Consider the following 24,286-nt stretch of genomic DNA (forward strand, 5'->3'; position numbering starts at 1 on the left):
CAGGCCAGGCGTTCTATAGCTCAACGCCTTGCTTGGGCGGGGAAGGAATGTGGCGAGTGCACCAAAGCGGTAGCGGTTGCGGTCATCACCCGTAGGACTGGCGCCGGTCCAAAGCACTCGTCTGAATCGTTAACGTATCGTCCTCGGCTAACTTTCAGTTACGCGAGCTCCTCAAGTTATGCCATTTGCTTATGGACTGATATTCAAAAAGGATGTTTGGCTAGTTCAGGTCTGGCCATTCCGCTGTTATGCCGTAATGTCACGCGTCGCGGTGACTCCTATAAGCCTGAGTCCCGGCATTCGCTCGGGGCTGAATATTACTCGCGACAAAACTCAACAATTCTGCGCTCCACCGTACCCCGCTATGCCGATATAGTGGCAAGGTTCGTCTAGTCGGGTAGGGGCTTTCAACTGTTCTTAAGGCCAGACAAACACCGCCTGGAGTGGGCAATATCAGCGGGCGATACAGCGCGCATTTATCTATAACAACATACTTAGAAGGGGGACTGTCATGAGACCTATCACTGCGGGAGAGGGGGGAGCCCAAGGCCACTTGACCGGCTACGGCTCCAAGGCCTACCGCAATTATGTGCTCTTCGCGCTGACATTCATTTACATCCTGAATTTTGTCGACCGCGCACTGCTCGCGGTCGTCGGCCCCGACCTGGTGCCGGACCTCGGGATTACAGATACCCAGTTCGGGCTTCTCACCGGCTTCGGTTTCGCCTTGCTCTACACCGCCGTGGGCGTCCCGCTAGCGCGCTTTGCCGATGTCGCCAATCGCGTGTGGATCATGACTGTCTGCGTGGCCTTGTGGTCGGTGATGACAGCGCTTTGCGGCTTGGCGACGGAAGTCACTATCGGCTCGGTCACCATCGGCGCGTTCTGGATCCTGCTGATGTGTCGCGTCGGTGTGGGTATTGGCGAGGCCGGCTGTACGCCTCCAGCCAACTCTCTGATCGCGGACTATTTCATTCCGCGCGAACGGTCTCAGGCACTGGGCTTCTACGCCATGGGCGTTACGCTCGGCACCATGTTCGCCAACATCATCGGCGGCTGGGTTACCGACACATTTGACTGGCGCACCGCCTTTTTCGTCGTAGGTTTGCCGGGCTTGCTGGTCGCCCTTGTCTTCAAACTCACGGTCAAAGAGCCGCCGCGCGGCTACACCGATCCGCCGGAAGCCGCGAAAAAGGAGCGAGCCAGCCTGGGCGAGGCTGTCCACGAGTTGATGGGCAAGCCTGCTTTCTGGCTGATGACCGCCGGCGCCACCATTGCCGCGTTCTGCGGTTACGGTATCTCCTCCTTCCAGTCGCTCTTTCTGGTCCGCACCTATGAAATCACCGCCGGTCAGGCGGCGATCTGGATCAACACGCCCGTCGCCCTGTCCGCCGCCGTTGGCACCTTCGCCACCGGTTGGCTGGCAACCAGGATGTACAAGAAGCATCCGGGCGCCATCGCCTGGGTACCGGCGATAGGCCTGGCCCTGTCGATCCCCTTTTATATCTTTGCCTTCACCGCCGACAATCTGCTTTTCGCTGCAATCGGCTTGATCATCGGTGGCTTTGTGAAGTACGGCTATCTAGCTGCCCAGTACACGATCGGCCAGGGCGTAGTGAGCATGCGTGTGCGCGCAATGGCCACAGCAGTGATGCTGCTGCTCGTCAACCTGCTTGGCTACGGCTTCGGCCCGCTGTTCATTGGCGCGATCTCCGACATCTTCTTCAAGTCCGGCATCGCCGAGCTTGGGGTTGCGGCTGGCGAACTGACGCGGAATCAGTGTCACCCCGCCGTCGTCGGTCAGCTGAACCAGAGCCTGCAGGACGTCTGTGGACAGGTTTACGCACAAAGCCTGCAAACCTCCATGATCATAATGGCCTGCCTGTACGCTGCCAGCGCTCTGTGCTTCCTGCTGACCTGGACCCGGTTGGGCAAGGATATGGTGGACAGAGAGGGGAAATAACCGGCCACGCCGTAATATCAACATCCAGAGGGCGCATCGCGCCCTCTTTTTTTGCGCTTGGGAAAGCGTAACGCGCGAGATCCGACCCCACGAAGTCGAGTTCTGGCCGCCATGCTAGGATGCGCCATTCTTGATTACTGGTGGGAATCGAGCATGGACCAGCTGCAGACAATGCAGATCTACGTTCAGGTAGTGGATAGCGGCAGCTTCACGCAGGCCGCCGAGGTTTTGCAATTACATCGCCCGACCATCACCAAGGCCGTACAGCAGCTCGAGCGGGAGTTGGGAGTGCGGTTGCTGCACCGAACCACACGCAAGGTCAGCCTGACCACAGAGGGCGGCGAATTCTATCACCGCTGCAAGCGGCTCCTGGAGGACGTGAATGACACATTCAGTTCGTTCACCAGCCATGCCGTCGTTCCTACAGGCCGGTTGCGCCTGGACCTGCCCGTCACACTGGCGAAGTCTGTCATCATTCCAGCCTTGCCCGAATTCCAGCAGCGCTACCCACAGAACGAACTGACCCTGGGTGCGACGGATCAGCCCGTGGATCTGTTGGAGGATGGCATCGACTGTGTCGTCAGGCTGGGGGAGCTGAAGGACTCCAGCCTGATAGTGAGGCGGATCGGTGCAATACCGATGGTGACCTGCGCTTCGCCACAGTATCTCGAGCGTTATGGCATGCCGGGGACCCTGGAAGACCTTAAGCAGCACCAGGCGATCAACTTCTTCACTGGCCGTGAGCGCAAGCTGGTGGATTGGGCCTTTCGCGTTGAAAACACTACCGTCACCTTGAAGCTGCGCAGCGGCATCGTGACCAACGAATCCGAGGCGCTTCTGGCCTGCGGGCTGGCAGGGTTCGGCTTGTTGCAGGGCGTAAGGCCCGCCCTGCAACCCTATCTCGATACGGGACAGCTGGTTCAGGTGCTGGCGGATTATCCCGCCATGCCCAAAGCTGTTTCGATCCTGTATCCGAGCCGGACTTATCTGGCGCCCAAGGTGCGTGTCTTCATTGACTGGTTGACCGAGCTGCTCGACCAGCAACATTTAACAGGCGAAGATTGTTAACCCTTCGGTAACAATCATTTCGCAATTGATGAGCTGATCTTTACCAGTCCAGGGACTAATGTGCTCCCCATGTCCCGTCTTCTTCCCGAGGACGACAAACAGGAGTATGTCTTCATGTCGCGAGTTGTCCGTTTTCACCATACCGGCGATGCCGAAGTTCTGCAGATCGACGAGGTGGATGTTGCCGCCCCACAAGCGGGTGAGGTGCAGATTCGTGTAAAAGCGCTCGGAATCAATCGCGCCGAAATAATGTACCGAACCGGCCAGTACGTCATCGAGCCCCGCTTTCCTGCCATTCTGGGTTATGAAGCTGCCGGCCTCGTGGAAGCGCTCGGGCCGGATGCGGCTGGCTTCAACATCGGCGATGCCGTCAGCGTCGTCCCGGCATTTTCGTTTGCGGATTACGGGATGTATGGCGAGTTGGTCAATGTTCCCGTGCACGCTCTGGTCAAGCATCCGGAGAACCTCTCATTCGAAGAGGCCGCAGCCAGCTGGATGATGTTCGTCACCGCCTACGGTGCGCTGATCGATATCGGCAATCTGCAGGCCGGAGAAACTGTGCTCATTCGAGCCGCGTCCAGCAGTGTCGGCCTGGCGGCCATTCAGATCGCCAACATGGTCGGTGCGGTGCCGGTCGCGCTGACGCGTACCAGTCAAAAAAGCCAGGCGCTACTCGACGCCGGCGCAGCCCACGTGATTGCCACTGAAGAACAGGATCTGATCAACGAAGTGATGTCGATCACCGACGGCAAAGGCGCCCGCATGGCCTTCGATCCGGTTGGCGGTGCGTACGCCGGAAACATCTTCAAGGTGCTCGGCATGCAGGGCATCTTCTTCCAGTACGGTGAACTGGATGTCGAGGACATTCCCGTGCCGGTCATGGATGTCCTTGGCAAGCATCTGACCCTGCGAGGATATGAGCTGTTCGAGATCACCGGTAATTCGAAAAAGCTTGAGCAAGCCAAGGCCTTCGTCAACGCAGGACTGGCCAGCGGCAAACTGCACCCGGTTATCGACCGTACCTTTGCGTTCGAAGATATCGCCAAAGCGCATCGCTACATGGAAGCTAATGCCCAGGTTGGCAAGATTGTCGTGACGGTGTGACAGCCATTGGAAGCAGTCCAACCCGACGGGTTGGGCTGCTTCACGAGTGGACGCTTCGCATCCGCGCCTTCGTTTACGTTTTCCACATAAGTGGTCTGCACCGCCTCGCCAAAATGTTTCTCAACCGCGAGCCGACCTTGATCATGCTGATTACGCCTCCATCCGTGACCAACGGGGCTGACGTATACGAAACCGATCTTTGATGGATCATCCGCCAGCGTCTGGGTCGAGAAAGCCGACGCAGCCGCCAAGACCAGTTTCTGCTTCAAGCTCATCGCACATTGTTGGATTATTGTTTTGGTCATGCCATTCGCTTGCGGCGATTCGCATTCAGAAATTAATGAAGCGGAAAGCTAGTTAACTGATCAGGAAAACTATGAGGAGGGAAACAGTGCTGAATGAGGACTGGTATGCTTTGCGGGCTTCATCGGTACGACCGAGGCCCAAGCAGACGCCCGCGTATCTCTTGAAATGGTCTGATTTTCGTAATGGAACAGCGCAAGTTCAAATCGGCAGTAGTAGCGGTCAATAACCTTCAGAATCAACCAAAGTCGGAAGAAGTAAAGTCGGCGAGGACGAACTGAAACCGAGAATTAGAGACGCTAACTGGTTTGCAGATGAACGGAAGTAGCACCGGGGAGAGACTAATTGCCGAGTAAACCTTGGGTTTTTTTTGATTCGTTTCGTTTCAAATTTATCCCATTCTCTGAGGTGGTTAACGCTTGTCGCTATTTGTTAGGCTTCGCGATAAGGTGACCATTGGCCGTCACTATGGAGGCGGGAGATCGGGATGAAGAAAGTCTTAGTTGACGGAACAACGCTCATTAAACCGATCGTACAGGATCTAGAGTCGCCGGGAATGACCCCTGTCCTTGCTATAGAACGTGCTCTTGAGGCTCATCTGCGGCAATGCTTCATGGAATCGTTCTCTGATATTCTCATTAAGCCCCCCGCTGTCAGATTTCACTCTTCTTACTTCAAGCAGCGATTCGCTTCTCTTCCAACTTTGCTGAGCGTTGGCTATGACACGTGGTATCCAGAAATCACTATCGCAACGAAGCCTGAGGATAGCTTTGAGGATGTCAGTTTCGCTTCATCGGGAATAGAGTTGCTGCCTATTATGTACGGAGGTGTAGTGTCGCGAGTCTTCCGGCTGAAAGTCAAAAAGCTCAAGCGCCAGATAAATCATACGATTACGATCAACCATATCCGGCTTGGCACAGATTTTATTCAAGCCATTCAGAACGCTCTATCTCACGCCACTTTGCTTCAGCCCCTCATCGCCAATTTTGGTCCAGAGGTAGTATCTTGGTGGCACCGAGCCGTAACGTTCGATCATATGTTGACTGGCGAGCGGTTCCTGTGCTCGTGTTCTATGCCTTACCACAACGACGCGATAATGCGCCCTCATTTCGAACACATTGGTATAGGGGACTTGAGAAAATGTCTTGTCGGGTTCAAATACAGCGAAAATCTCTGCCACCTTTGCATATCACGTAAGGCCTCCGATGATGAAAGATATGGCGCGAGTATTGAGACTAATTACAACGCCTATGTCGCCCAAGTAATGCTCGATCTGGGTGTTGACGAACGAACAGCCAGAGCAGAGATTATGCACGTCCTTGGTTTAAGTCGATGGAAACGTGAATCGGCGCTTTATGGCCTCATTCGTGAAATCTTTCCAGACAATCTGGTATTGCGGGAAGCGTCGCCAGACTGGCTGGGTAGGATGCGTATCGACATTTATCTGCCAGAACTGGGACTTGCGATCGAGCATCAAGGAGAACAGCACTACAAGCCTCTACCTGTATTCGGAGGGGAGGAGGCTCATCATCGTGTGGTTATGCGTGACGAACTGAAGCGGCGGATGTGTCTGGAAAATGGTGTGGCCGTCATTGATTTCAAATACGATGCTGCGCTTACCAAGACTGCTGTTAAACACCGGCTTCGCCGATATTTAGAGCCGTGAATATGATAGCTCAGGTGTTACGAAAACAAGCTGGGTGCTTTATGGGGGGATTACCTAACTCCTGATGTCGCAAGACTTCAGCATCGGACGGCCTGCTGTGCTGGAGGGCTCAGCATCGTCAGCTGCCGAGCTATGCGCGTCAGCTAGAAGCGCCCACCACGCATGGGCGCAGCCGGCATGCAGCTCGATCACGCGGGCTTGCGCCGCAGTGCGATCAGGCACGGGCTCGACAAAAGCAAGAAATCGGCTTCTGCGAATTTCCAGAATATGGGTGACGGGCTGGACAAGACTGTACATGGCGCAAGCTTAACCCGGCGTCAGCTGTGCATACAGGGTCCCGCAAGCGTGCCCGCAGAACTCGCAGCGGCATAGGGCAGGATGCTGTCGGTCACAAGCTGGCACGTAGTATTGAGGCAAATTATTTTCGAGCTGATCTTCCGCTTCCCGCCGATAGCTGCTTATTTATTCGTCAGGATCAATTGCTGCGGGCCGTGATATTTAGCCGCTATGTGTTGCAGCATCATTGATGCGATCGCACCCCCACAACTCATTCAACAAGGAGCCGATCATGGATCTAGGTATCAAAGGCCGCTGGGCGATTGTTTGCGCTGCCAGCCAGGGGCTGGGCAAAGGCTGCGCCGAGGCGCTGGCGGGCGAGGGCGTTAATCTCGTGATCAATGCGCGTACCGCAACTACGCTGGAGCAAACGGCTGCCGAGCTGCGTGGCCGGTTTCCGGCAATCGAGGTGGTTACGGTCGCCGGTGATGTCGCCGAACCTGCGACACGTCAGGCGCTGCTTGGCGCTTGCCCGCAGGTCGACATTCTGGTCAACAACGCAGGGGGGCCGCCGCCGGGGGATTTCCGTGATTGGGATCGAGACGACTGGCTCAAGGCGCTGGACGCCAATATGCTCACGCCCATCGAGCTGATCAAGGCTGTGGTCGACAGCATGGCAGAGCGCGGTTTTGGCCGGGTGGTGAACATCACTTCCGGTGCGGTGAAGGCACCGATAGACATTCTCGGCCTGTCCAATGGTGCACGTAGCGGCCTGACCGGTTTTATTGCCGGCATAGCGCGCCAGCAGCGCCTGGCCGGGCGCAACGTGACGCTGAACAATTTGCTTCCGGGCGCGTTCGATACGGCACGCCTGCACAAAACCCTGCAGGCCGCGAGCCAGGCCAGCGGTGACTTGCAGGCAACCACGGAGGCACGCCGCAAGGCGATACCGGCTGCGCGGTTTGGTTCTCCTGCGGAGTTTGGGGCGTATTGCGCGTTTCTCTGTAGCACCCATGGCGGCTACATCACCGGGCAGAATCTGTTGATCGATGGCGGGGCCTACCCGGGGACCTTCTGAGAAACAGCGTCATCCAATAGCCGGACACGCTGCCGTTCTTGAGGGAAATAATGGGGGTGAGATCGACATTCCTTTCTGCAGGGTTGGTTATAACAGTAGCGGCGCCATGGTGTTCGGCGCTCAGCTACTTGTTGCCTTGTTCGACCTGTTGTTCATCCATCTCCTGCTGTTTAAGCAAAGCCTGTGTGACGTGCTCAATGTAATCAAATACCTCAGCTTGCACCGAGTATTGATACTGCTTGCGACGGTTGTTGGAGGCCACCCCGTTATGCGTCAGGCACATCATTACCAGGTTCGCCTTTAATTCTCTGCGTGGTTCGCATTTTTTCTTCAGCAACCCAAGAAAATATTAACTTTCCTGGATTATCCTCATTTTTTATTAACTGGCTAGTGGTAACCCTGATGCCTTGCGCTGCCAGCCCGATAGCATGAACAGGTTCAAACAGCAGCGCGGCGTGCGGGGAGGTACATAGCAGAATCGTCAGACTGATCATTCGCTATGGTGTACTGCCTGATTCTATTGGATGAGTCTAACGAAGAGACCATCAGGTACTAACGAAACTGAGAAAGGCTCGATTGCCTGGGGGCTTGGCGTTCACTGCCGAGGTGGCGTTGGTCGATGAGCAGGATGGAGGGATGCTCTCTGCGGATTTGCTCCAGAGCGCGGCCGGAGTGTTTGCCGACCCACAGACCGGGCAGTACCTCGCGTGCGGGTTCGAGTGTCACGTTCTGGTCGGGTAGATAAAAGCATCGCATGCCTGTGGGACTCGCTCGCGGGCGCTGTGTTCGGCATTCAAACGCCCGTTCGTCGGATTATGGTTCCGGGGAGCGACGGCTCAACCTCGGGGGCTGTGCTCCATCTGTTCGCAGTACTGGCGCAGGTTCTTGTCGAAGTGCAAAAGCCTTCCCTGACGCTGTGGCACAGGTTATTCGCACAGCCATTCTGAAGATCGGTTCGGCCGCAGCCATCGACCAGCAGGGCGTCCCCGGTGAAAAGCGGACGCCGAGCTGATAGGCACTCGTTGATCAAGTTGACGGCGTAGAGCTTTCCAGTGCATTGATCAGTGCGTACTTTTCCCGATCTATCTCGCCCCGGGTGCGGATACCCAAGCGCCGCAGGATGGGAAGCGGCGGACACCAGCCCTGCACGCCATGTTGCAGCAGGAAGGGCAATACCACGCCGGGCAGGAATAGCCACTTACGGTTGGTGGTCAGCCCTAACACCAGACCGGTAAGCGCAAGCGTTGAAGCATTCACCTCCAGCACGCGCTCCACGTCCCACTCCCGGTCCAGAGCTTCGATCCGCTGTCTGATGTCGTTATGACTCCGCTGGCTAAAGCGTCTGATGTTGGCATCGGTCTGGTCATCGATGCTGCGGTTGATGTCATCGGATGTTGAACGGCGGACGCGGTCGGCCTGATCGTTGGTTGCAAGGTTTTGCTGGCTGGGTGTCATGGTTGGCTCCTGATCCTGTACGCCGCCGGGTGGGCGGCGTTTCATGAAAGGGTTATCAGCCTTCAGGATTAAGAAAGCCCGATCAGCGCTCTGTTCCTGTACGAACCAGACACCAGATAGGCGGCCATGGGTTCTGGACGATATATTGAATTATATATTGTGAAAGCATAATGTAATCTTTCCTTTACTTCACAGGACCAGCCGTGAACCCTTCTTTTGACCTAGAAACGCTTCGCCAGTCGGCTACCGAGGCCTGCGCTCTGCTCAAGGTGCTGGGTAACGCTGACCGGCTTTTGCTCCTCTGCCAGCTGACCCAGGGCGAGTACTGCGTCGCCGAGCTCGCGGATTCGACGGGCGTTACGCAACCGACGCTTTCGCAACAGCTGACCGTGCTCCGGCAGAACGGTCTGGTCAGCACGCGCCGGGAAGGCAAACAGGTCTACTACAGCATCATCAGCGCGAACGCGATGGCGGTCATGCAGGTGCTTTACGCGCTTTACTGTGAGCAGCAGCCAGACGGGGAGGAGGCGATATGACCATTGATTGGGCAAACTTTACGCCCTGGGCTTCACTGGCAGGCGGCATGTTGATTGGTTCGGCGGCGGCCATGTTCATCCTGCTTAACGGTCGAATTGCCGGCATCAGCGGGATTGTCGGCGGCCTGCTGCGACCTGCAAAAGGTGATGTGTTCTGGCGGGTGGCATTTATTGTCGGGTTGGTGCTGGCGCCGCTGTTGTACCAGAGCGCCTTCACGTTGCCGGCAGTCGAGGTGAAAGCCAGTGTGGCAGTGCTCATCGCTGCCGGCTTGCTGGTCGGCGTTGGCACCCGTTATGGCTCGGGCTGCACCAGTGGTCACGGCGTGTGCGGGTTGGGGCGCCGTTCGCCGCGCTCGCTGGTGGCGACGCTGGCGTTCATGGCCAGCGGGTTCCTCACCGTGTTCATCGTCCGTCATCTGATTAGCTGAGGCCTGATATGAATATTCTGAGCGCGTTTGTAGTCGGCCTGGTGTTTGGCTTCGGACTGATCCTGTCGGGCATGACCGATCCGTCAAAGGTGCTGGGCTTCCTTGATATTGGCGGTGTGTGGGACCCCTCGCTGGGTCTGGTGATGGGTGGCGCCATTCTGGTGTCGAGCGTGGCGTTCTTCTTTGCTTCGAAGCGCACCCGAGCCGTGCTGGGCGAGGAAATGCGCCTCCCGACTGCTACCCAGATCGACCGGCGTCTGGTGCTGGGCGGTCTGGCTTTTGGTGCGGGTTGGGGATTGGCCGGATATTGCCCGGGGCCTGCGGTGGCATCGCTGTTCACTGGCATGGTTGAGCCGGTCATATTTGTCGCAGCGATGCTGGCGGGTATGGGGATTTATGAACTGCATTCGCGGATGACGGCCGGTTCGGCCCGCCAGTAACGGCGGGTTTGTTTCGCACGTCAGCAGGCGGCACGCGATGGTACGCCTGCTGACGCGCGATTCAGTCCTTCTGTACCGGCAAGCCGGCCGCGTTCCATGCCATCCAGGAGCCCGGCGTATTGGCGACCTTCTGGAAGCCTTCTCGTTTGAGAATGCTCGCTGCGATGGACGCGCGGTAGCCGGAGCCGCAATAGGTGACCGTGATTTTATCCCGATCAAGTTTATCGAGATGCTCTGCGAGGTGAGCGACGAAGATATGTCGGGCACCGGGTACACGCCCATTGGCTACCTCGCCCGGGCTGCGTACATCGAGCACCTGCACGTCGGCCTCTGCGCGGCGGGCGTTCAGTTCATGAACCGTCCATTCCCCGATCTGCGCCAGCGGCAGGGCAGCGTTCTGCCAGTCGGTCATGCCATTGCGCAGATAGCCTCTGACATCATCCACACCGATGCGGTAGAGCTGCATGATGGCCTGCTGGACGTCCTCGTCTGATTCGCCAATCAGCAGAATGGGTCGCTCAGCGCTGAGCATCCAGCCTGCCCAGTTGATGAACTCGTTACGCAGGGCGATGTTGATCGCGCCGGGCACATGGCCGCCGCCAAACGCCAGAATGGAGCGGATATCGACGATCTGCACGCCGTCCTGCCCGGCGATTTCCTGAAACGCCTGAGGGGAAAGGGGCGGGGGCAGGGCGGGGCCGTCCATGTTGGCGCGCTTGGTATTGGTCTTTTTCAGTCGTGCGTAGTGGCGAGGCGGCTCCGGCATGTCCTTGAGTAGCCAGTCGACGAACTCCTCTTCGCTGCGTTGTTCGCGCAATGCAGGATTGAACAGCAGTTCGTTACCGAGGGTGGAGTGTTGACGGTCGCCAATCGACTTGCCGCACGCCGATCCGGCTCCGTGACAGGGATACATCTCGACGCGCTCGCCGAGCGGCAGATAGCCGTTCATCAGGGTATCGAACAGTTTTGCAGCCATTTTCCGCTCGCTGCCATCGCCGAGCAGATCGGGCCGGCCGACGTCGAGATTGAACAGGGTGTCGCCGGTGAACAGAGCGAAGGGCTGGTCGCCCTGCTGGCTGTCAAACAGAAGCAGGGAAATGTGTTCAGGGGTATGTCCCGGGGAGTGCATTACCTGCAAACGAACCTGACCCAGCTCGAAAGTCTCTCCGCCACTGACCTGGCGCAACTCGAACTCGTAGGCATCCGAGCGCCCGCCGATGAGTTCGGCACCGGTTTGCCTGGCCAGGGCCTGCGCGCCGGATACAAAGTCGGCGTGGATATGGGTTTCGATTACATAGGCGATGCGCAAACCGCGCTCTCTGGCCATGCGCAGATACACATCGGTATCCCGTCTGGGATCAATGACCGCCGCGACGGCGGCTTTACTGTCACCCACCATATAGGAAAGCTGGGCTAATCCGTCGGTATACACGCGCTCGAAAACAAGCATGGTTATCTCCTTCGGTTAATCGCTCTTACTGCAGTGGGACAGGTCGGGCGCCGATAGTTCGGTACGCCGACCATCTCAGTCGGCTGGTTGCAGCCCGACGATAAAGTCCACTTGCAGCCCGTCATCCAGCGACACGAAGCGCAGCTCGCATTCGCAGCGCTCAGCGATGGCCTTGACGATGGACAGGCCGAGCCCGCTGCCGTCACCGTCGCTGTTGCGCCAGAAGCGCTCGGTAATCTGCTCCAGCTTGTCGGTGGAAATACCAGGGCCGTAATCCCTGACCCTGAAGCAGACCCGGTCGGCATCCGACGCAGTTAGCCTGAGTTCAACACGGGTGCCGACGCGCGTATGACGGCGCGCGTTGTCCAGCAGGTTGCGCAGCGCGGCGATCGCCAGCACCGGGGGCATGGCGATGAACCTCTCCGGAATATCCTCAGCAGTGATCAGCTCCACCGGCGCGCCCTGTTGCTGGTTGGCATCGGCAAGCGCGGTGTGAGCGACATCGATCGGCAGGCAGCGCAGGCCATCATCAAAGGAGACGCGCCCTTCAACCCGCGCTAGCATCAACAGCTGCTCAAGCGTGCGGTGCATGCGGTCGGCACCGACTTCGGCCTGAATCAACGCCTGCCGGGAACGCTCGCCGGTGGTCATCGAGGCGACCTGCAGATGGGTCTTGATTGCCGTAAGCGGGCTGCGCAATTCATGCGCGGCGTCATCGGTCAGGCGGCGTTCGCGTTCGATGGTCTGAGCGAAGCGCTGGAATAACTGATTCTGCGTGGCTACCAGCGGCGCCAACTCGGCAGGCAGCGGCTCGATACGCAGCGGCTCGACTGAATCGGCAGTGCGCTCGGCCAGTGCGGTGCGAATACGCCGCAGGGGCGCGAGCCCGTTGCTTACTCCAAACCACAGCGCGATCAGGCTCCCCAGCAGGGCAAATAGAACCGGGACGGCGGCGGCGAGCAGCACCGAGCGCTGGAGTGTGTCGCGTTCGTCGAGCCGGTCGGCGGTAGTGATGCGCATACCGTTCTGAACCAGTGTGAAGCTGCGCCAGGCCGTATCGCCAACCATCTGATCGCGGAAGCCGACCTGCTGAGCGTCGAGCACTGAATCCGGCGAGGAGTGGCTGCGTGCAATGACCTCACCGCGCAGTGAACTGACCTGGCAGGCGAGGCCGTTCTCGATGCCCAGTTGTTCGGCACGCAATCGGGTGACGCCGCCCTCGGTGAGTTCGGGCTGGGGCAGCTGAACCAGCAATCGGGCGACCATGCGCGCGGAGGCAGCCAGACGCTGATCCAGCGACAGCATCAGCTGATTGCGCACATCGAACAGCATCCAGGCCGCTGCCAGGCTCCATAACAATACGAAGGCCGAGCCCAGCGTGATGATCAACCGCAGTCGCAAACTCATGAGTCGGAATGATCCGGTAAACGCCCCGGCGGCCCCAGGCGATAGCCGAGCCCGCGCACCGTCTCGACAATACCGCCGCCCAGCTTGCGGCGTAGATGGTGGATGTGCACGTTCAAGGCGTTGCTCTCGACCTCGTCGCTTAATCCGTACACCGCGTCTTTCAGTTGCTCGGCCGAGAGCACACGGCCGGGGTTCTGCAGCAATGCCTGCAGCAGTGACTGCTCGCGGCGTGATAGCTCAATCGACTCGCCGTTGAAGGTGGCGGTGCAGGCTGCCGGATCATAAATGAGCGGGCCATGTTCGATCAGATGACTGCTGCGCCCGGCGGCGCGGCGCAGCAACGTATGCAGGCGTGCGGCCAGTTCGCGCAGGTCGAAGGGTTTGATCAGGTAATCATCAGCGCCCGCCTGCAATCCCGCGACGCGCTCGGTTACTGCATCGCGTGCGGTCAGGATCAATACGGGCAGTTCAACACCGCGTCGGCGCAGGCGCTGCAGAAGCTGCAAGCCATCCTCATCGGGCAGCCCGAGATCCAGAATCATCACGTCGACCCTCGCATTGCGCAGGGTGGCATCAGCCTGCGCGGCCGTAGCGGCGTGCGTCACCACAAAGCCCTGGGCTTCAAGTCCGGCGGAGACGCCGCTGGCAATGAGTGCGTTGTCTTCGGTGAGCAATACGTGCATGGGACGGGTTCGTTGAAAATATCGGGGAAGTGTCCTCCGCCAGGATTAACGGAGCGTTATGAGCATAGCATCCGGGAAGCTTGCCCCTGGTTTGCCGGGCGGGCTGGTGCGCAATTTCGGCAGCGATCCGCCAACCTTAATCGTCAGTTAATCCCGAGCCGCCATGCTCCGCTGGACTGTTTATCGGGTAGGGAACTATGCGCGCGATCGTTTTTTTACTGGTGATATGTATCTGGTTGCTGCAACCGGCAAACGCCTCGCTATTTTCAAGCGGGGGGCTGCAGGAGGATTTTCTACCTGTGGATCAGGCATTTGAGCTGCATGTCGAGCCGCAGGAGGAGGGCGGAACGCTGGTTCGGTGGAATATCGCGCCCGGGTATTACCTGTATCAGGAGCGCCTGCGTTTCGGCGGCCTGGATGCAGAGTCGCAACCCACCTTGCCGCCGGGTGAGCCTTACACCGATGAGTTTTTTGGCGACTCGCAAATCTACCGCGGCAGTCTGGAAGTGCTCATTCCGCAAGCGGCCGCCAACTCCATTGAGCTGGGCTGGCAGGGTTGTGCGGACGCCGGCTTGTGCTACCCGCCGCAGTCGAAACAGGTCAGTCTGGATGGCGCCGGGCCGGCGAGTGCGTCGGGTTCGGTCCAGGCCGATGACGAAGCACTAGTCAGTGGCTTGCAGCAACAGGCGCTGTGGCTGAGCCTGCTGGTTTTCTTCGGTCTGGGCCTGTTACTGGCTTTTGCACCTTGCTCGCTGCCGATGCTGCCGATTCTTGCGGGGATTGTCGTTGGTAGCGGGGCGACGCCGCGGCGCGGCTTTGCCCTGGCGATTGCCTATGTCGTCAGCATGGCGCTGGTATATGCCGCACTCGGCGTTGTTGCCGCATTGCTCGGAGCCAATCTGCAGGGTCTGCTGATGCAGCCCTGGTTGATCGCGAGCTTTGCCGGGCTGTTCATATTGCTGTCCCTGCCGATGTTCGGCTTCTTCGAGTTGCAACTGCCGGCTGGCCTGCGCGACCGCCTGGAGAACGCCGGGCGCAAGCGCAAGGGCGGCAGCCTCGCGGGTGCCAGTGTGCTGGGCGTGCTCTCCGGCTTGCTGGTCGGACCCTGCATGACCGCGCCCCTGGCTGCGGCGCTGTTATATATCGCGCAAAGCGGCAACGCTGTACACGGCGGCCTGGTGTTGTTCGCGCTGGGTCTGGGCATAGGCACGCCGCTGGTGTTGCTGGTCACGCTGGGCAACCGCTTTCTGCCCAAACCGGGCGCCTGGATGGACCGCGTCAAGGTCTCCTTTGGCTTCCTGTTCCTTATTGCAGCGTTCTATGTACTGCGGCCGCTGCTATCGGACTCACTATGGGTAGGGTTGTGGGGCGCGCTGTTGGTGGTATTGGCCAGCGGTCTGCTGCACCTCGCGCGTGAGCTGCACAAGCACAAAGCGTTGAGCAGGGCGATTGCATCGCTGACGGGCATCTGGGGGATCGCTATGTTGCTCGGCGCCGCCGGCGGCGCGCATGACCCCTTACGTCCGCTGTCAGTATTTACGGCTGGGGCTGCAACAGTTGCGACCGTTCAGGCTGCTGAAGTGAGCGAAGGGTATGTCGGCTTCAGTGAGCCTGCCGTGCTGGACAGTGAACTCGCAGCGGCCAAAGCGGCCGGACAATGGGTGCTGGTCGATTACTACGCTGACTGGTGCGTGTCCTGCAAGGTGATGGAGCGGGAGGTGTTCGGTAATGCCGAGGTGCAAGCGGCCCTTGAAGACGTGCGCATCCTGCGGCCCGACGTCACAGTCACCAACGCAGCCTCCCGGGAACTGCTGGGTCGCTATCAGGTGATGGGACCGCCGACGTTACTCTGGATCGGTCCGGACGGCGTTGAACGGCGCTCGCAGCGTATCACCGGCGAAGTCGATGCCAGGCAATTTCTGGCCAACTGGAATGAAACACGGGAGCGCGGTTGATGATGACGATGAATGTTGGGCCGTTCGCACTGGCGGTGCCACACATCATATTGATGGTGAGCCTGTTGCTCGCCACCTTGACCGGCTGGTGGGTTGGCCGGCGCAGCAAGCTTAATCCCGAAGCGCAGTTGTTCAAGTTGCTGATGGTCGCATTGCTGGTCGCCCGTCTGGCCTTCGTAATCGTCTATTTCGATCACTTTCGGGACGACCTTTGGGGCGTCATCGATATCCGCGATGGTGGCTTTTTCGCCTGGCCGGGGTTGATTGCCGCGATTGCGCTGGGTGCCTGGATGGCCTGGCGCGAGAAGACGTTGCGCATCCCGCTGGGGTCGGCCATGGCGGTGGGTGTGCTGATCTGGGGGTTCAGCAGCTTTGTGTTGCACGCCTTCGAGCAGGGCACGCGGCTTCCGGAACTGGCGCTGCGCGATAACCACGGCGCCCCGGTCGCGCTGGTGGACTATGTAGGCAAGCCGCTGGTAATCAACCTCTGGGCGACCTGGTGCCCGCCGTGCCGACGGGAAATGCCGGTGCTGGCCGAAGCGCAGCGCAAGGAGAGCGACCTCACATTTCTGTTCGTCAATCAGGGTGAAGGCGAGACCGTCATAGGCGAATTTCTGGCCTCACAAGGGCTGGGGCTGGAAAACGTGCTGCTGGATACCGGCGGGCAACTAGGCCAGAAGCTGGGCTCGGCCGCGCTGCCTACAACGATTTTTTACGATGCCGAAGGTCGCCAGGTGAGTAGCCACCTCGGTGAGCTGTCGCGGGCCAGCCTGGCGCGCGAACTGGATAAACTCAAGATGGATGCTCAACCATGAAACACACTTTTCCGCTGTCCCTGATTGTTTCTGCTATTGCCATGTTATCTGCGCCGCTGGGCGTCGCCGAGGAGCTGCCCGCTGCGGTCAAGGCCGTCGAAGCCCGTGGCGCTGAAATAGTCGGCAGCTTTGATGCACCGGGCGGGCTCAAGGGATATGCCGCCCGATTCAACGGCCAGGGCGTTTCCCTGTACCTGACGCCGGACGGGGAGCATGTGCTGGTGGGCACCCTGGTCAATGCACAGGGCGAAGACCTGAGCCGTCCGCAGCTGGAGCAACTGGTCTATGAGCCAATGGGTAAGGAAATGTGGCAGCGTCTGGAAGACAGCACCTGGATTGCGGATGGCTCTGCGGACGCGCCGCGCATCGTCTACATGTTCTCCGACCCGAACTGTCCGTTCTGCAACATGTTCTGGGAACAGGCGCGCCCCTGGGTCGAGGCGGGCGATGTGCAGGTTCGTCACGTCATGGTGGGTATGCTGCGCCCGGATAGCGCAGGCAAATCCGCAGCGCTGTTAGCCGCTGATAACCCGGAGCAGGCACTCAATGAACATGAGGCGGCGGGCAAGGCCAGCACGCTCAAGGCAATGAAGAATATCCCCGCTGACCTGGACGAACAGCTACAGGCGAACCTGGCGTTGATGGGCGAGATGGGCGCCTCTGCTACGCCGGCCATTTACTTCATGGATGAGAACAACCGGTTGCAGCAACAGCAGGGTGCACCGCAGCCCGACACGCTGAATAAGATCATGGGGCCGCTGTCGGAAAATCAGTAATCGAGCGCAGGTCCTTACTGACGCGCTGCTGCCGATCACGCGGCGGCGCTGCTGTCGTCCGGCTCTTCACGCAACAACAGGCGCGCACCGAACACCACGCCGCCCGCCATGTATACTAGTCCGCCCCAGGCGGCCATCAGTACGCCGCCGAATCGCTGGTCCTCCAGCTGCTCGAAGCCAAAGGCACCGAGGCAGAGATCGGCGGGGTAGATGAGCGCAGGCGCGAGAATCAGCAGCATGCCGAGCATGGTCATGTGTACGAAGCTGAAGAAGAACCCGATGACTGTTGCGCTTGCAGCTGCCTTTGAACGGGCCGCGAAACCCAGCAACCAGACGGCCAGGCCGGCAAGCAGAAAGCTGAGCTGCTGTACGACGAAGACCGACACGTGGCGCGCGGCTGCCTCATGCAGTACGGGCGCATGCCAGCCCCAGACAACGATCATCTCTACAGAGAACGCCAGGATCGCCCAGCCGCGAAGATTGCGCATGCCGTCCAGCTGAACGCCAGCGCGGGACAGCCCCAGCGCCAGGAGCGGGGCGACCAACGCAACGATACCCAGGTGCAGCAGCATATGCGCAGAGAACGCGGTGCGACTCATCGCAGGTAAAGGACCAAGCCAGAAGCTGGCCAGCAGCAGAAAGCCCAACGTGAGCGGCCACATTTCGCGGATGGCTCTCATTGATGATCTCCGGCGGAGCGGGGCAAGGCGTCGGCTATTTCGCGGGCCATGGCGTCCGTATCCATCTGCTGGGTGAAGTGCTTGACCAGCTCGCCATCCGGACCGATCAGGTACATCACAGCGCTATGATCCAGCGTATAGGCATCGCCCATAGGCACCTTCCTGGCATAAACACGGTACGCGTCGGATATAGCGTCTATCTGTTCGGGTGTGCCGGTCAGACCCAGAATGCGCGGATCGAAATGCCGGGTGTAGTCGGACAGTATCTCAGGCGTGTCGCGCTCGGGATCCAGGGTGATGAATAAAGGTTGTAACTGCCCGGCTTGCTGGTCGAGCGTTCGCAGAATTGCAGCTACTCTTGTGAGAGTCGTCGGACAGATATCAGGACAGTGTGTGAAGCCGAAGAACATCAGGGTCCACTGACCGCGGAAGGTTTGCTCGGTAATGGTTCGGCCGGTGGGGTCACGCAGTTCGAAAGGGCCACCAATGGCTGCGCCTTCGGCGATGGCAACCGAGGCGGACGTGCGGGCAGGCCACGACAGGTAAGCGACCGGCAAACCGGCGGCTAACAGAAGGATGCCAAGCCCACAGGCGATCAGTGTCTTGTTCAACGGCTAGGAACCAGCGTCAGGAGAATGAATGCATGCCAGTTGAGTCCATTGCGGCCGGAAAGTTTGCCAGGTGCGCTAGCCTGCGTCATTTGATCAGGTTAGCGGAACCCTTTGGTCCGGGCCTGGTCGCAGCATGGGTACACCTGCGGATCATCCGCGGTGCTCGCATTACGAACAAAGGAGTGATCGGTGAATTATAAAAGCATAAGCGACGTGACGACTCTCATGAACTACGGTGCCGGCAAGCTGCCCGCGGATGTGGATTTGATTGTTGGTACGAGTCGCTACGGAATGCTTCTGGCGGACATTGTTTCGCTGAAGCTGAACCTGCCCCACACCAGCCTTGATGCCTTCCTGCGTAACGATAAGGTAACGCCTGCCAACACGGCTGCCAGCTCGCTGGCCCGGTGCTGGGATGCGAAAAAAATTCTGGTCGTGGACGATGTTCACAATGAGTCAAAACCCATCCGCAAGGTGGCGACAGAAATGGCCAGGCTGTTTTCCGGAAAGGTGATCACTCTGATCGCTTTTCCCGAGAAGGCCGAGGTTAATCAGGCTGACCATCATCTTGACGTCGTCGACAGCCCACGGGTCTTCGAATGGAACATGATGCATGATCCGCTTATCAATAATGCCTGCCTGGATATCGACGGCGTGCTTTGCCTCGATCCGACCGTTGCGGAAAACGACGATGGCGAGAAGTATCTGCAGTTTCTGAACAACACGCTGCCATTGCACATTCCTTCCCAGCCGGTCGCTCATCTGGTGACCAGCCGGTTGGAGAAATACCGCGAACAAACCGAGCAGTGGCTGGAGCGCCAGGGGGTTCGATACGGGCAGTTGCACATGTTGAATCTGCCCTCGGCGGCGGAGCGGCAGCGGTTGCGTATTCATTATCGGTTCAAGGCCGAGGTCTATCGTAGCCTGCCGGACTCTGTGCTGTTTATCGAGAGTGAGAAGGCGCAGGCGGTGGGTATCATGGAAGCAACCGGTAAGCCGGTGTTCTGTGTGGAAACCAATCGTATGTATGTGCCTGGCATGGCGTTTCATCCGGATGATGCGCAATCGAGGGGCGGGCTGTTGGAAAAGATCAGGCAGCTCAAGTACCGCCTTGGCCTGATGTTGAGCAGGCAAGCGTCTCCCACCGCCGCAACACGCATTACCTGACCCTCCGCATAACCCGCATTTCTTTGGCTTCGGCCGGGCAGTGCTTGCCCGGCGATAACCTGCTCCGGCCGATTTGCACGTTTCGTACTAGGATGAAGTAGGCGTTTCGCTCTTAACGCGTGGGCGGAACGGCATCTTCCAGCAGCTGAATTCTGACGGTGTCACCTAAGGGGGCGTGATGGATTGGCGAGGCAGACGACGTAGCAGCAATATCGAAGATCGGCGTGGTCAACCCTTGCGGGGCGGAGCAGGCGGGGGCGGGCTGCTGCTGTTGTTGCGGTTTCTGCCGATGATGCTGCGTAGCAAGATCGGACGCATCGTATTGGCACTGGGTGTGGTCGCGTTTATCGGCGCGCGGATGCTGGGCATCGACCTGCTGCAGTTTGTCGACGGTGGCGCATCCAGCGTCGCCCAGACACCGCGCGAACTCACCCCGCAACAAAAGGAGCTTTCCGACTTTGTTTCGGTGGTGCTGGCGGATACCGAAGAAACCTGGAACGGCATTTTTGCCGCTGCAGGCGAAAACTATCAGGAACCCACCCTCGTGCTGTTCTCCGATCGTGTGAATTCGGCTTGCGGTACTGCCAGCTCGGCGGTCGGTCCCTTCTATTGTCCCGGCGATAATCAGGTTTACCTCGACCTGACCTTCTTCCGTGATCTCAAGCAACAGCTCGGCGCGCCCGGGGATTTTGCCCAGGCATATGTCATTGCGCATGAAGTCGGGCATCACGTGCAGAACCTGCTCGGCATCAGCGCCAAGGTTCGTAGCGCCGGTCAGGGCAGAAGCCAGGCCGAGGTGAATGAGCTGTCGGTACGCCAGGAATTGCAGGCTGATTGCTTCGCCGGCGTATGGGGTTATAGCGCTAACGAAGAGCGCCAGTTATTGGAAGAGGGCGATCTGGAGGAAGCGCTCAGGGCTGCCTCGGCCATCGGTGATGACAGGTTGCAGAAGCAGGCGGGGCAGGATGTGGTGCCGGACAGTTTCACCCATGGCACCTCCGAGCAGCGCATGTCGTGGTTCCGTCGCGGCTTCGAGAGCGGCGATATCTCACAATGTGATACGTTCTCGGCGGCGCTGGGCGGCTGACCGAAGCGGAAAATGCTGGCGCGCATGGCCGCGCCAGCTGGCTGATCAGAAAGCCTTGGAAAGCGTGATCGAACCAAACTCGTCATGCTGGTGCTGGTCAGTGAACTCCTTGGTGCGCCATACCTGGGCCAGGGCCAGCTGCCAGTTGCTCAGGGTAAAGGCTAGCCCGACCTTGGCATCGCCCACCCATTCCTCTCGATCCACGGAATGGCTGTCTGTCCAGGTGTTGCCGTCCAGCAACATGTTCTGCGCCATGTAGCGTCCTTCGAGGTCGGCAAAAACGTACCAGCTCACACCGTTACCGGAAGTGAAATATTGACTGCCGCTGCGCCCAGGCGTAACCGAGGGCACGCTGAAGCTGCGATCCAGCCGATGCCCGAAGCGAAACCCAAGCCCGGCGGAGGCGTAGGTATACAGGTTGCCGAGCGTAAAGCCGGCACTGGGGCCGTATTCGAAATCCAGCCCCAGCAGGTTGTTCTGTTTCCACCAGCGCTGATCGTAGCCCAGGTTGATAAAGGGCTCGTTTTCCAACTGATGTTCCCAGCCCATCGGTTCATCGCTGTCGGTAACCTTGTGTACGGCGCGCTGGATCTTCTCGGCGCCGGCTGCGGGTCCTACCATGCCCGCATCAAGGTGCAAGCCGCGGGCCTTGCGCCATCCGTCCAGCTGTTCATTGGTAAATATCGAGGTGCCGAGGAAGAACAGCCCGGCGTAGGGCCGGTCATTGATAATCCGGCGTCGGTAGTTGATGTCAAAGGGCGTATAGATCTGATGGCCGCCACGGTAGGACACGTTGGCTACCTCGCTTCCGGACCAACCGGGCAGCGAGTCGGCGAGCCGGCGTGACCAGTGCTGTTGCTCCGGCTGGAATGACCAGAAGACCTCGAAACCGTTGCTGTAATGGCCGTCGCTATTGCGTGAAAAGGCGTCGTTTTCCACCTTGAGCGACAGCGTATCGGCAACCGCAGACGCTTGTAGCGCCCCACAGGCGAGACCAACGATCAGAAACTTCCGGGCATTCGTCACTGGCATATCCAACTCCTGGAACAAGGAATACTGATAGAAGGATGCGGCGAACAAGGGGAGGCCAGGAGAAGCTCCAGCGGGGCGAATGCGCCGTTATGAATTATCTCGGCCGCTGCGCTGCGTCCATTCCATGGACCTCTGGCGAGGCGGGTTGTTCAGCCGGAACTCTCAGCCTGCACACACCGTCCCAATTCGTGTAACAGCAAAGTAGATGCGGCTAAGCGAATCCTGGGAGCGTAACGATGAAGTTCATCTTTGAGGTGCGAATGAAACCCGGCTACACAGTCGAGGAATACGCGGATGCCTGGATTCGCGCCAGCGAAGTTATCCAGCAGACACCCGGCGCGCTGGGCACGCGCCTGCATCGCAAGATTGGTGAGCCGGATACGCTGCTGGCGATCGCCAGCTGGGAGTCCAAGGCTGCGCGGGATGCCAAGGACGATCGACGCGACGAGATGGTGCGCGGCATTCTGGAAAAACACGCCAGAAATTGCGAGATAACCATTATTGGTGAGTTTGAAGAGCCTGAATGGGAGGTGCTGCCGGGACACGGCCGCGCGGCTGATACAGGCTCACTGGGCTGATACCAGACAGTGACGTCATGCAACATTAGCGAGCCTGTCTGACTTGCGCTGTATAAGGGCGGATTCCCGGCGGTAATGCGGGTCAGTGTCAATTGACGGTCACTTCGCTTCGTGCCAGTTTCTGATGTCCAATACAACGAGGAGCGCCCCATGCAGGCCCCTGATGAAATGATCGATGGACGTCTCGCAAGCGAAATTCTGCAAGCTCTACCTGCCCGCATCAGCCATCGTCCTTTGAGGTGGGCCAGAGAGACGCCGGATGCCGAAGCAATTGTTGATTCCGAGGCCCGTTGGACCTACGCCGAGTTGGCCCAGGCCATCGCATCCACCCGCCAGCTGCTGCTTGATCACGGGGTTCGCCCCGGCGATCGCATCATGGTGGTCAACGAGAACTGCAGAGCGCTGGTAGCGCTGATTTTTGCTGCCAGCGAGCTGGATGTCTGGTGTGCCGTCGTCAGCTCACGTCTGTCCGATAATGAAATCGACACTATTGCCGCGAGTTGCGATCCCAGGCGCCTGATCTATACGACCGCTACCTCGCCCGATGCACGGCACCATGCCGATCGTCATGGCGCTTGCTACCTGAAGCGCGAAGACATCGGCGAGATTGCGCTGGGCCCGCTGAATGAAGACGCCGAACCCGAGCCGGTGGTTGCGGACCCGGCAGCCCAAGTGGCAACCATGATATTCACCTCGGGTACCACCGGAACGCCCAAAGGCGTCATGCTGACTCACCGTAATATGTTGTCCATCGCTTCGGTTGCCAGCGGCTTGCGCGGTTTTTCACCCGCCGACCGGGTGTATGCGGTTCTGCCCATCTCCCATGTCTTCGGCCTGAACTCTGTGTTTCTGGGTTCGCTCTACGCGGGCGCAACCTTGTATCTGACGGAACGCTTTGATCCGGAGCGCACGAGAGACGTGCTGCTGCGTGAGAAGATCTCGGTGCTGCAGGGCGTGCCGGCAATGTTTCAGCGTTTTCTGGAGCATCTGAACGCCAATCAGCTTGAGCTGGCCGCGCCGAATCTGCGCTATATCTCGGTCGGCGGAGCGCCGCTGGATCCGGGCGTCAAACAGCGCATCGAGGCTGCATTCAGTCTGCCACTGCACAACGGGTATGGGCTGACGGAAGCCTCTCCGACCATCTCGCAGACGCGTCTGGACGAACCTCTGGATGACACGTCTTGCGGCCGGTTGTTGCCTTTGATGGAGTACCGATTGCAGGACGCCGATCGGGCCGAGGTGGCTGCGGGGGAGGTGGGCGAACTGTGGGTCCGCGGACCTAACGTGATGAAGGGCTATTACCGGCGCCCGAAGGAGACAGCTGACGTTCTGCTCCCGGACGGTTGGCTTAACACCGGTGATCTTGCGCGGGTGGACGACAAGGGTCGCCTGCATATCGTAGGCCGGACCAAGGAACTGATTATCCGCTCAGGGTTCAATGTTTACCCACCGGATGTCGAGGCGGTGCTCACGCAGCATCCGGATGTGACGCTGTCGGCCGTGGTCGGGCGGACGGTGCCAGGTAACGAAGAAGTGATTGCCTACGTTCAGCTGGTCCCTGGCAGTGTCACCAGCGCAGACGACATCAAGGCGTTTGCGGCTGAGCGATTGGCTCCCTACAAACGCCCTGCCAGAGTGATCATCATGGACCTGCTCCCGGCTACGCCCTCTGGCAAGATTCTCAAAAGTCAGCTCCGGCAGCGACTCAATTCGGAATAACCACCAGTT

The 24,286-nt window shown here is 59.0% G+C and carries 25 protein-coding genes; 15 read left to right on the top strand and 10 right to left on the bottom strand.

The features are described 5' to 3' along the window. The first annotated feature begins 553 nt into the window (after nucleotides 1-553). From HG264_RS00435 to HG264_RS00445, 3 genes are all read left to right on the top strand, one after another. Nucleotides 554-1,963: an MFS transporter gene (locus tag HG264_RS00435; RefSeq protein WP_218573027.1), complete on the top strand. Its 1,410-nt coding sequence runs from the start codon at nucleotides 554-556 to the stop codon at nucleotides 1,961-1,963. Nucleotides 1,964-2,116: 153 nt separating this feature from the next. After that, nucleotides 2,117-3,031 (top strand): LysR family transcriptional regulator, encoded by a 915-nt coding sequence (locus HG264_RS00440; RefSeq protein WP_169405819.1) that lies wholly within the window; start codon nucleotides 2,117-2,119, stop codon nucleotides 3,029-3,031. A 114-nt stretch (nucleotides 3,032-3,145) separates the two neighbouring features. Next, nucleotides 3,146-4,135: a zinc-dependent alcohol dehydrogenase family protein gene (locus tag HG264_RS00445; protein ID WP_169405820.1), complete on the top strand. Its 990-nt coding sequence runs from the start codon at nucleotides 3,146-3,148 to the stop codon at nucleotides 4,133-4,135. On the opposite strand, the gene HG264_RS00450 is transcribed toward HG264_RS00445, so the two are convergent. Further along, nucleotides 4,087-4,440 carry a hypothetical protein gene (locus tag HG264_RS00450; RefSeq protein WP_218573028.1) on the bottom strand — a complete coding sequence of 118 codons (354 nt, stop codon included), beginning with the start codon at nucleotides 4,438-4,440 and terminating at the stop codon, nucleotides 4,087-4,089. The genes HG264_RS00445 and HG264_RS00450 overlap by 49 nt on opposite strands. A 485-nt stretch (nucleotides 4,441-4,925) precedes the next feature. On the opposite strand from HG264_RS00450, the gene HG264_RS00455 reads away from it, so the two are divergent. Then, nucleotides 4,926-6,104: a hypothetical protein gene (locus tag HG264_RS00455; protein ID WP_169405821.1), complete on the top strand. Its 1,179-nt coding sequence runs from the start codon at nucleotides 4,926-4,928 to the stop codon at nucleotides 6,102-6,104. A 54-nt stretch (nucleotides 6,105-6,158) separates the two neighbouring features. Here HG264_RS00455 and HG264_RS18740 read toward each other — a convergent pair whose 3' ends face one another. After that, nucleotides 6,159-6,401, bottom strand: coding sequence for a YigZ family protein (locus HG264_RS18740; protein WP_372240187.1), 243 nt, complete (start codon nucleotides 6,399-6,401; stop codon nucleotides 6,159-6,161). 271 nt (nucleotides 6,402-6,672) lie between these two features. Here HG264_RS18740 and HG264_RS00460 point away from each other — a divergent pair, with 271 nt between their 5' ends. Then, nucleotides 6,673-7,458 (top strand): SDR family oxidoreductase, encoded by a 786-nt coding sequence (locus tag HG264_RS00460; RefSeq protein ID WP_169405822.1) that lies wholly within the window; start codon nucleotides 6,673-6,675, stop codon nucleotides 7,456-7,458. Nucleotides 7,459-7,582: 124 nt separating this feature from the next. Here the strand turns inward: HG264_RS00460 and HG264_RS00465 are convergent, their stop codons facing one another. Together HG264_RS00465 and HG264_RS00475 are read right to left on the bottom strand one after the other, a co-directional pair. Continuing rightward, a complete protein-coding gene (locus HG264_RS00465) occupies nucleotides 7,583-7,744 on the bottom strand; it encodes a hypothetical protein (RefSeq protein WP_256663727.1) in 162 nt (53 codons plus the stop codon). Between the two features lie 740 nt (nucleotides 7,745-8,484). Beyond that, nucleotides 8,485-8,913 carry a DUF2892 domain-containing protein gene (locus HG264_RS00475; RefSeq protein WP_169405823.1) on the bottom strand — a complete coding sequence of 143 codons (429 nt, stop codon included), beginning with the start codon at nucleotides 8,911-8,913 and terminating at the stop codon, nucleotides 8,485-8,487. Nucleotides 8,914-9,116: 203 nt separating this feature from the next. Here HG264_RS00475 and HG264_RS00480 point away from each other — a divergent pair, with 203 nt between their 5' ends. The 3 genes from HG264_RS00480 to HG264_RS00490 are packed head-to-tail and all read left to right on the top strand — an operon-like array spanning nucleotide 9,117 to nucleotide 10,317. Then, complete coding sequence (locus HG264_RS00480) at nucleotides 9,117-9,449, top strand: helix-turn-helix transcriptional regulator (protein WP_169405824.1); 333 nt, start codon at nucleotides 9,117-9,119, stop codon at nucleotides 9,447-9,449. Further along, nucleotides 9,446-9,877 carry a YeeE/YedE family protein gene (locus HG264_RS00485; protein WP_169405825.1) on the top strand — a complete coding sequence of 144 codons (432 nt, stop codon included), beginning with the start codon at nucleotides 9,446-9,448 and terminating at the stop codon, nucleotides 9,875-9,877. The genes HG264_RS00480 and HG264_RS00485 overlap by 4 nt, the downstream gene beginning before the upstream one ends. 8 nt (nucleotides 9,878-9,885) lie before the next feature. Then, entirely contained in the window at nucleotides 9,886-10,317 is a 432-nt protein-coding gene (locus tag HG264_RS00490) for a YeeE/YedE family protein (protein ID WP_169405826.1), read from the top strand. A 61-nt stretch (nucleotides 10,318-10,378) separates the two neighbouring features. Here HG264_RS00490 and HG264_RS00495 read toward each other — a convergent pair whose 3' ends face one another. The 3 genes from HG264_RS00495 to HG264_RS00505 all read right to left on the bottom strand — a co-directional run bounded on the left by HG264_RS00495 (nucleotide 10,379) and on the right by HG264_RS00505 (nucleotide 13,857). Next, entirely contained in the window at nucleotides 10,379-11,767 is a 1,389-nt protein-coding gene (locus HG264_RS00495) for a rhodanese-like domain-containing protein (RefSeq protein WP_169405827.1), read from the bottom strand. 75 nt (nucleotides 11,768-11,842) lie between these two features. Beyond that, nucleotides 11,843-13,174 (bottom strand): ATP-binding protein, encoded by a 1,332-nt coding sequence (locus tag HG264_RS00500; protein WP_169405828.1) that lies wholly within the window; start codon nucleotides 13,172-13,174, stop codon nucleotides 11,843-11,845. After that, nucleotides 13,171-13,857, bottom strand: a complete 687-nt coding sequence (locus HG264_RS00505) for a response regulator transcription factor (RefSeq protein ID WP_169405829.1) — start codon at nucleotides 13,855-13,857, stop codon at nucleotides 13,171-13,173. Before HG264_RS00505 ends, HG264_RS00500 begins: the two co-directional genes overlap by 4 nt. Nucleotides 13,858-14,054: 197 nt before the next feature. Between HG264_RS00505 and dsbD the strand changes: the two genes are divergently transcribed. Genes dsbD through dsbG form a run of 3 tightly spaced genes read left to right on the top strand, consistent with a single transcriptional unit; the run spans nucleotide 14,055 to nucleotide 17,403 of the window. Then, nucleotides 14,055-15,812, top strand: a complete 1,758-nt coding sequence (gene dsbD, locus HG264_RS00510) for a protein-disulfide reductase DsbD (protein WP_169405830.1) — start codon at nucleotides 14,055-14,057, stop codon at nucleotides 15,810-15,812. After that, nucleotides 15,812-16,627: a TlpA family protein disulfide reductase gene (locus tag HG264_RS00515; protein ID WP_169405831.1), complete on the top strand. Its 816-nt coding sequence runs from the start codon at nucleotides 15,812-15,814 to the stop codon at nucleotides 16,625-16,627. The genes dsbD and HG264_RS00515 overlap by 1 nt, the downstream gene beginning before the upstream one ends. A gap of 41 nt (nucleotides 16,628-16,668) precedes the next feature. Continuing rightward, the gene (gene dsbG, locus HG264_RS00520; protein ID WP_372240251.1) at nucleotides 16,669-17,403 is read left to right on the top strand and encodes a thiol:disulfide interchange protein DsbG; all 735 of its coding nucleotides are present in this window, start codon (nucleotides 16,669-16,671) and stop codon (nucleotides 17,401-17,403) included. Between the two features lie 35 nt (nucleotides 17,404-17,438). Here the strand turns inward: dsbG and HG264_RS00525 are convergent, their stop codons facing one another. After that, nucleotides 17,439-18,083 (bottom strand): cytochrome c oxidase assembly protein, encoded by a 645-nt coding sequence (locus HG264_RS00525; protein ID WP_169405833.1) that lies wholly within the window; start codon nucleotides 18,081-18,083, stop codon nucleotides 17,439-17,441. Further along, complete coding sequence (locus HG264_RS00530; RefSeq protein WP_169405834.1) at nucleotides 18,080-18,694, bottom strand: SCO family protein; 615 nt, start codon at nucleotides 18,692-18,694, stop codon at nucleotides 18,080-18,082. Before HG264_RS00530 ends, HG264_RS00525 begins: the two co-directional genes overlap by 4 nt. 189 nt (nucleotides 18,695-18,883) lie before the next feature. Here HG264_RS00530 and HG264_RS00535 point away from each other — a divergent pair, with 189 nt between their 5' ends. Together HG264_RS00535 and HG264_RS00540 are read left to right on the top strand one after the other, a co-directional pair. Then, entirely contained in the window at nucleotides 18,884-19,861 is a 978-nt protein-coding gene (locus HG264_RS00535; RefSeq protein ID WP_169405835.1) for a phosphoribosyltransferase, read from the top strand. 178 nt (nucleotides 19,862-20,039) lie between these two features. Beyond that, nucleotides 20,040-20,948 carry a neutral zinc metallopeptidase gene (locus tag HG264_RS00540; protein ID WP_169405836.1) on the top strand — a complete coding sequence of 303 codons (909 nt, stop codon included), beginning with the start codon at nucleotides 20,040-20,042 and terminating at the stop codon, nucleotides 20,946-20,948. Between the two features lie 45 nt (nucleotides 20,949-20,993). On the opposite strand, the gene HG264_RS00545 is transcribed toward HG264_RS00540, so the two are convergent. Then, nucleotides 20,994-21,980: a lipid A deacylase LpxR family protein gene (locus HG264_RS00545; RefSeq protein ID WP_169405837.1), complete on the bottom strand. Its 987-nt coding sequence runs from the start codon at nucleotides 21,978-21,980 to the stop codon at nucleotides 20,994-20,996. Between the two features lie 236 nt (nucleotides 21,981-22,216). On the opposite strand from HG264_RS00545, the gene HG264_RS00550 reads away from it, so the two are divergent. Together HG264_RS00550 and HG264_RS00555 are read left to right on the top strand one after the other, a co-directional pair. Further along, a complete protein-coding gene (locus tag HG264_RS00550) occupies nucleotides 22,217-22,558 on the top strand; it encodes an antibiotic biosynthesis monooxygenase (protein ID WP_150301927.1) in 342 nt (113 codons plus the stop codon). A gap of 150 nt (nucleotides 22,559-22,708) precedes the next feature. After that, complete coding sequence (locus HG264_RS00555) at nucleotides 22,709-24,277, top strand: class I adenylate-forming enzyme family protein (protein ID WP_169405838.1); 1,569 nt, start codon at nucleotides 22,709-22,711, stop codon at nucleotides 24,275-24,277. The last annotated feature ends 9 nt before the right edge of the window (nucleotides 24,278-24,286 follow it).

The sequence above is a fragment of the Pseudomonas sp. gcc21 genome (assembly GCF_012844345.1).
GTDB lineage: Bacteria > Pseudomonadota > Gammaproteobacteria > Pseudomonadales > Pseudomonadaceae > Halopseudomonas.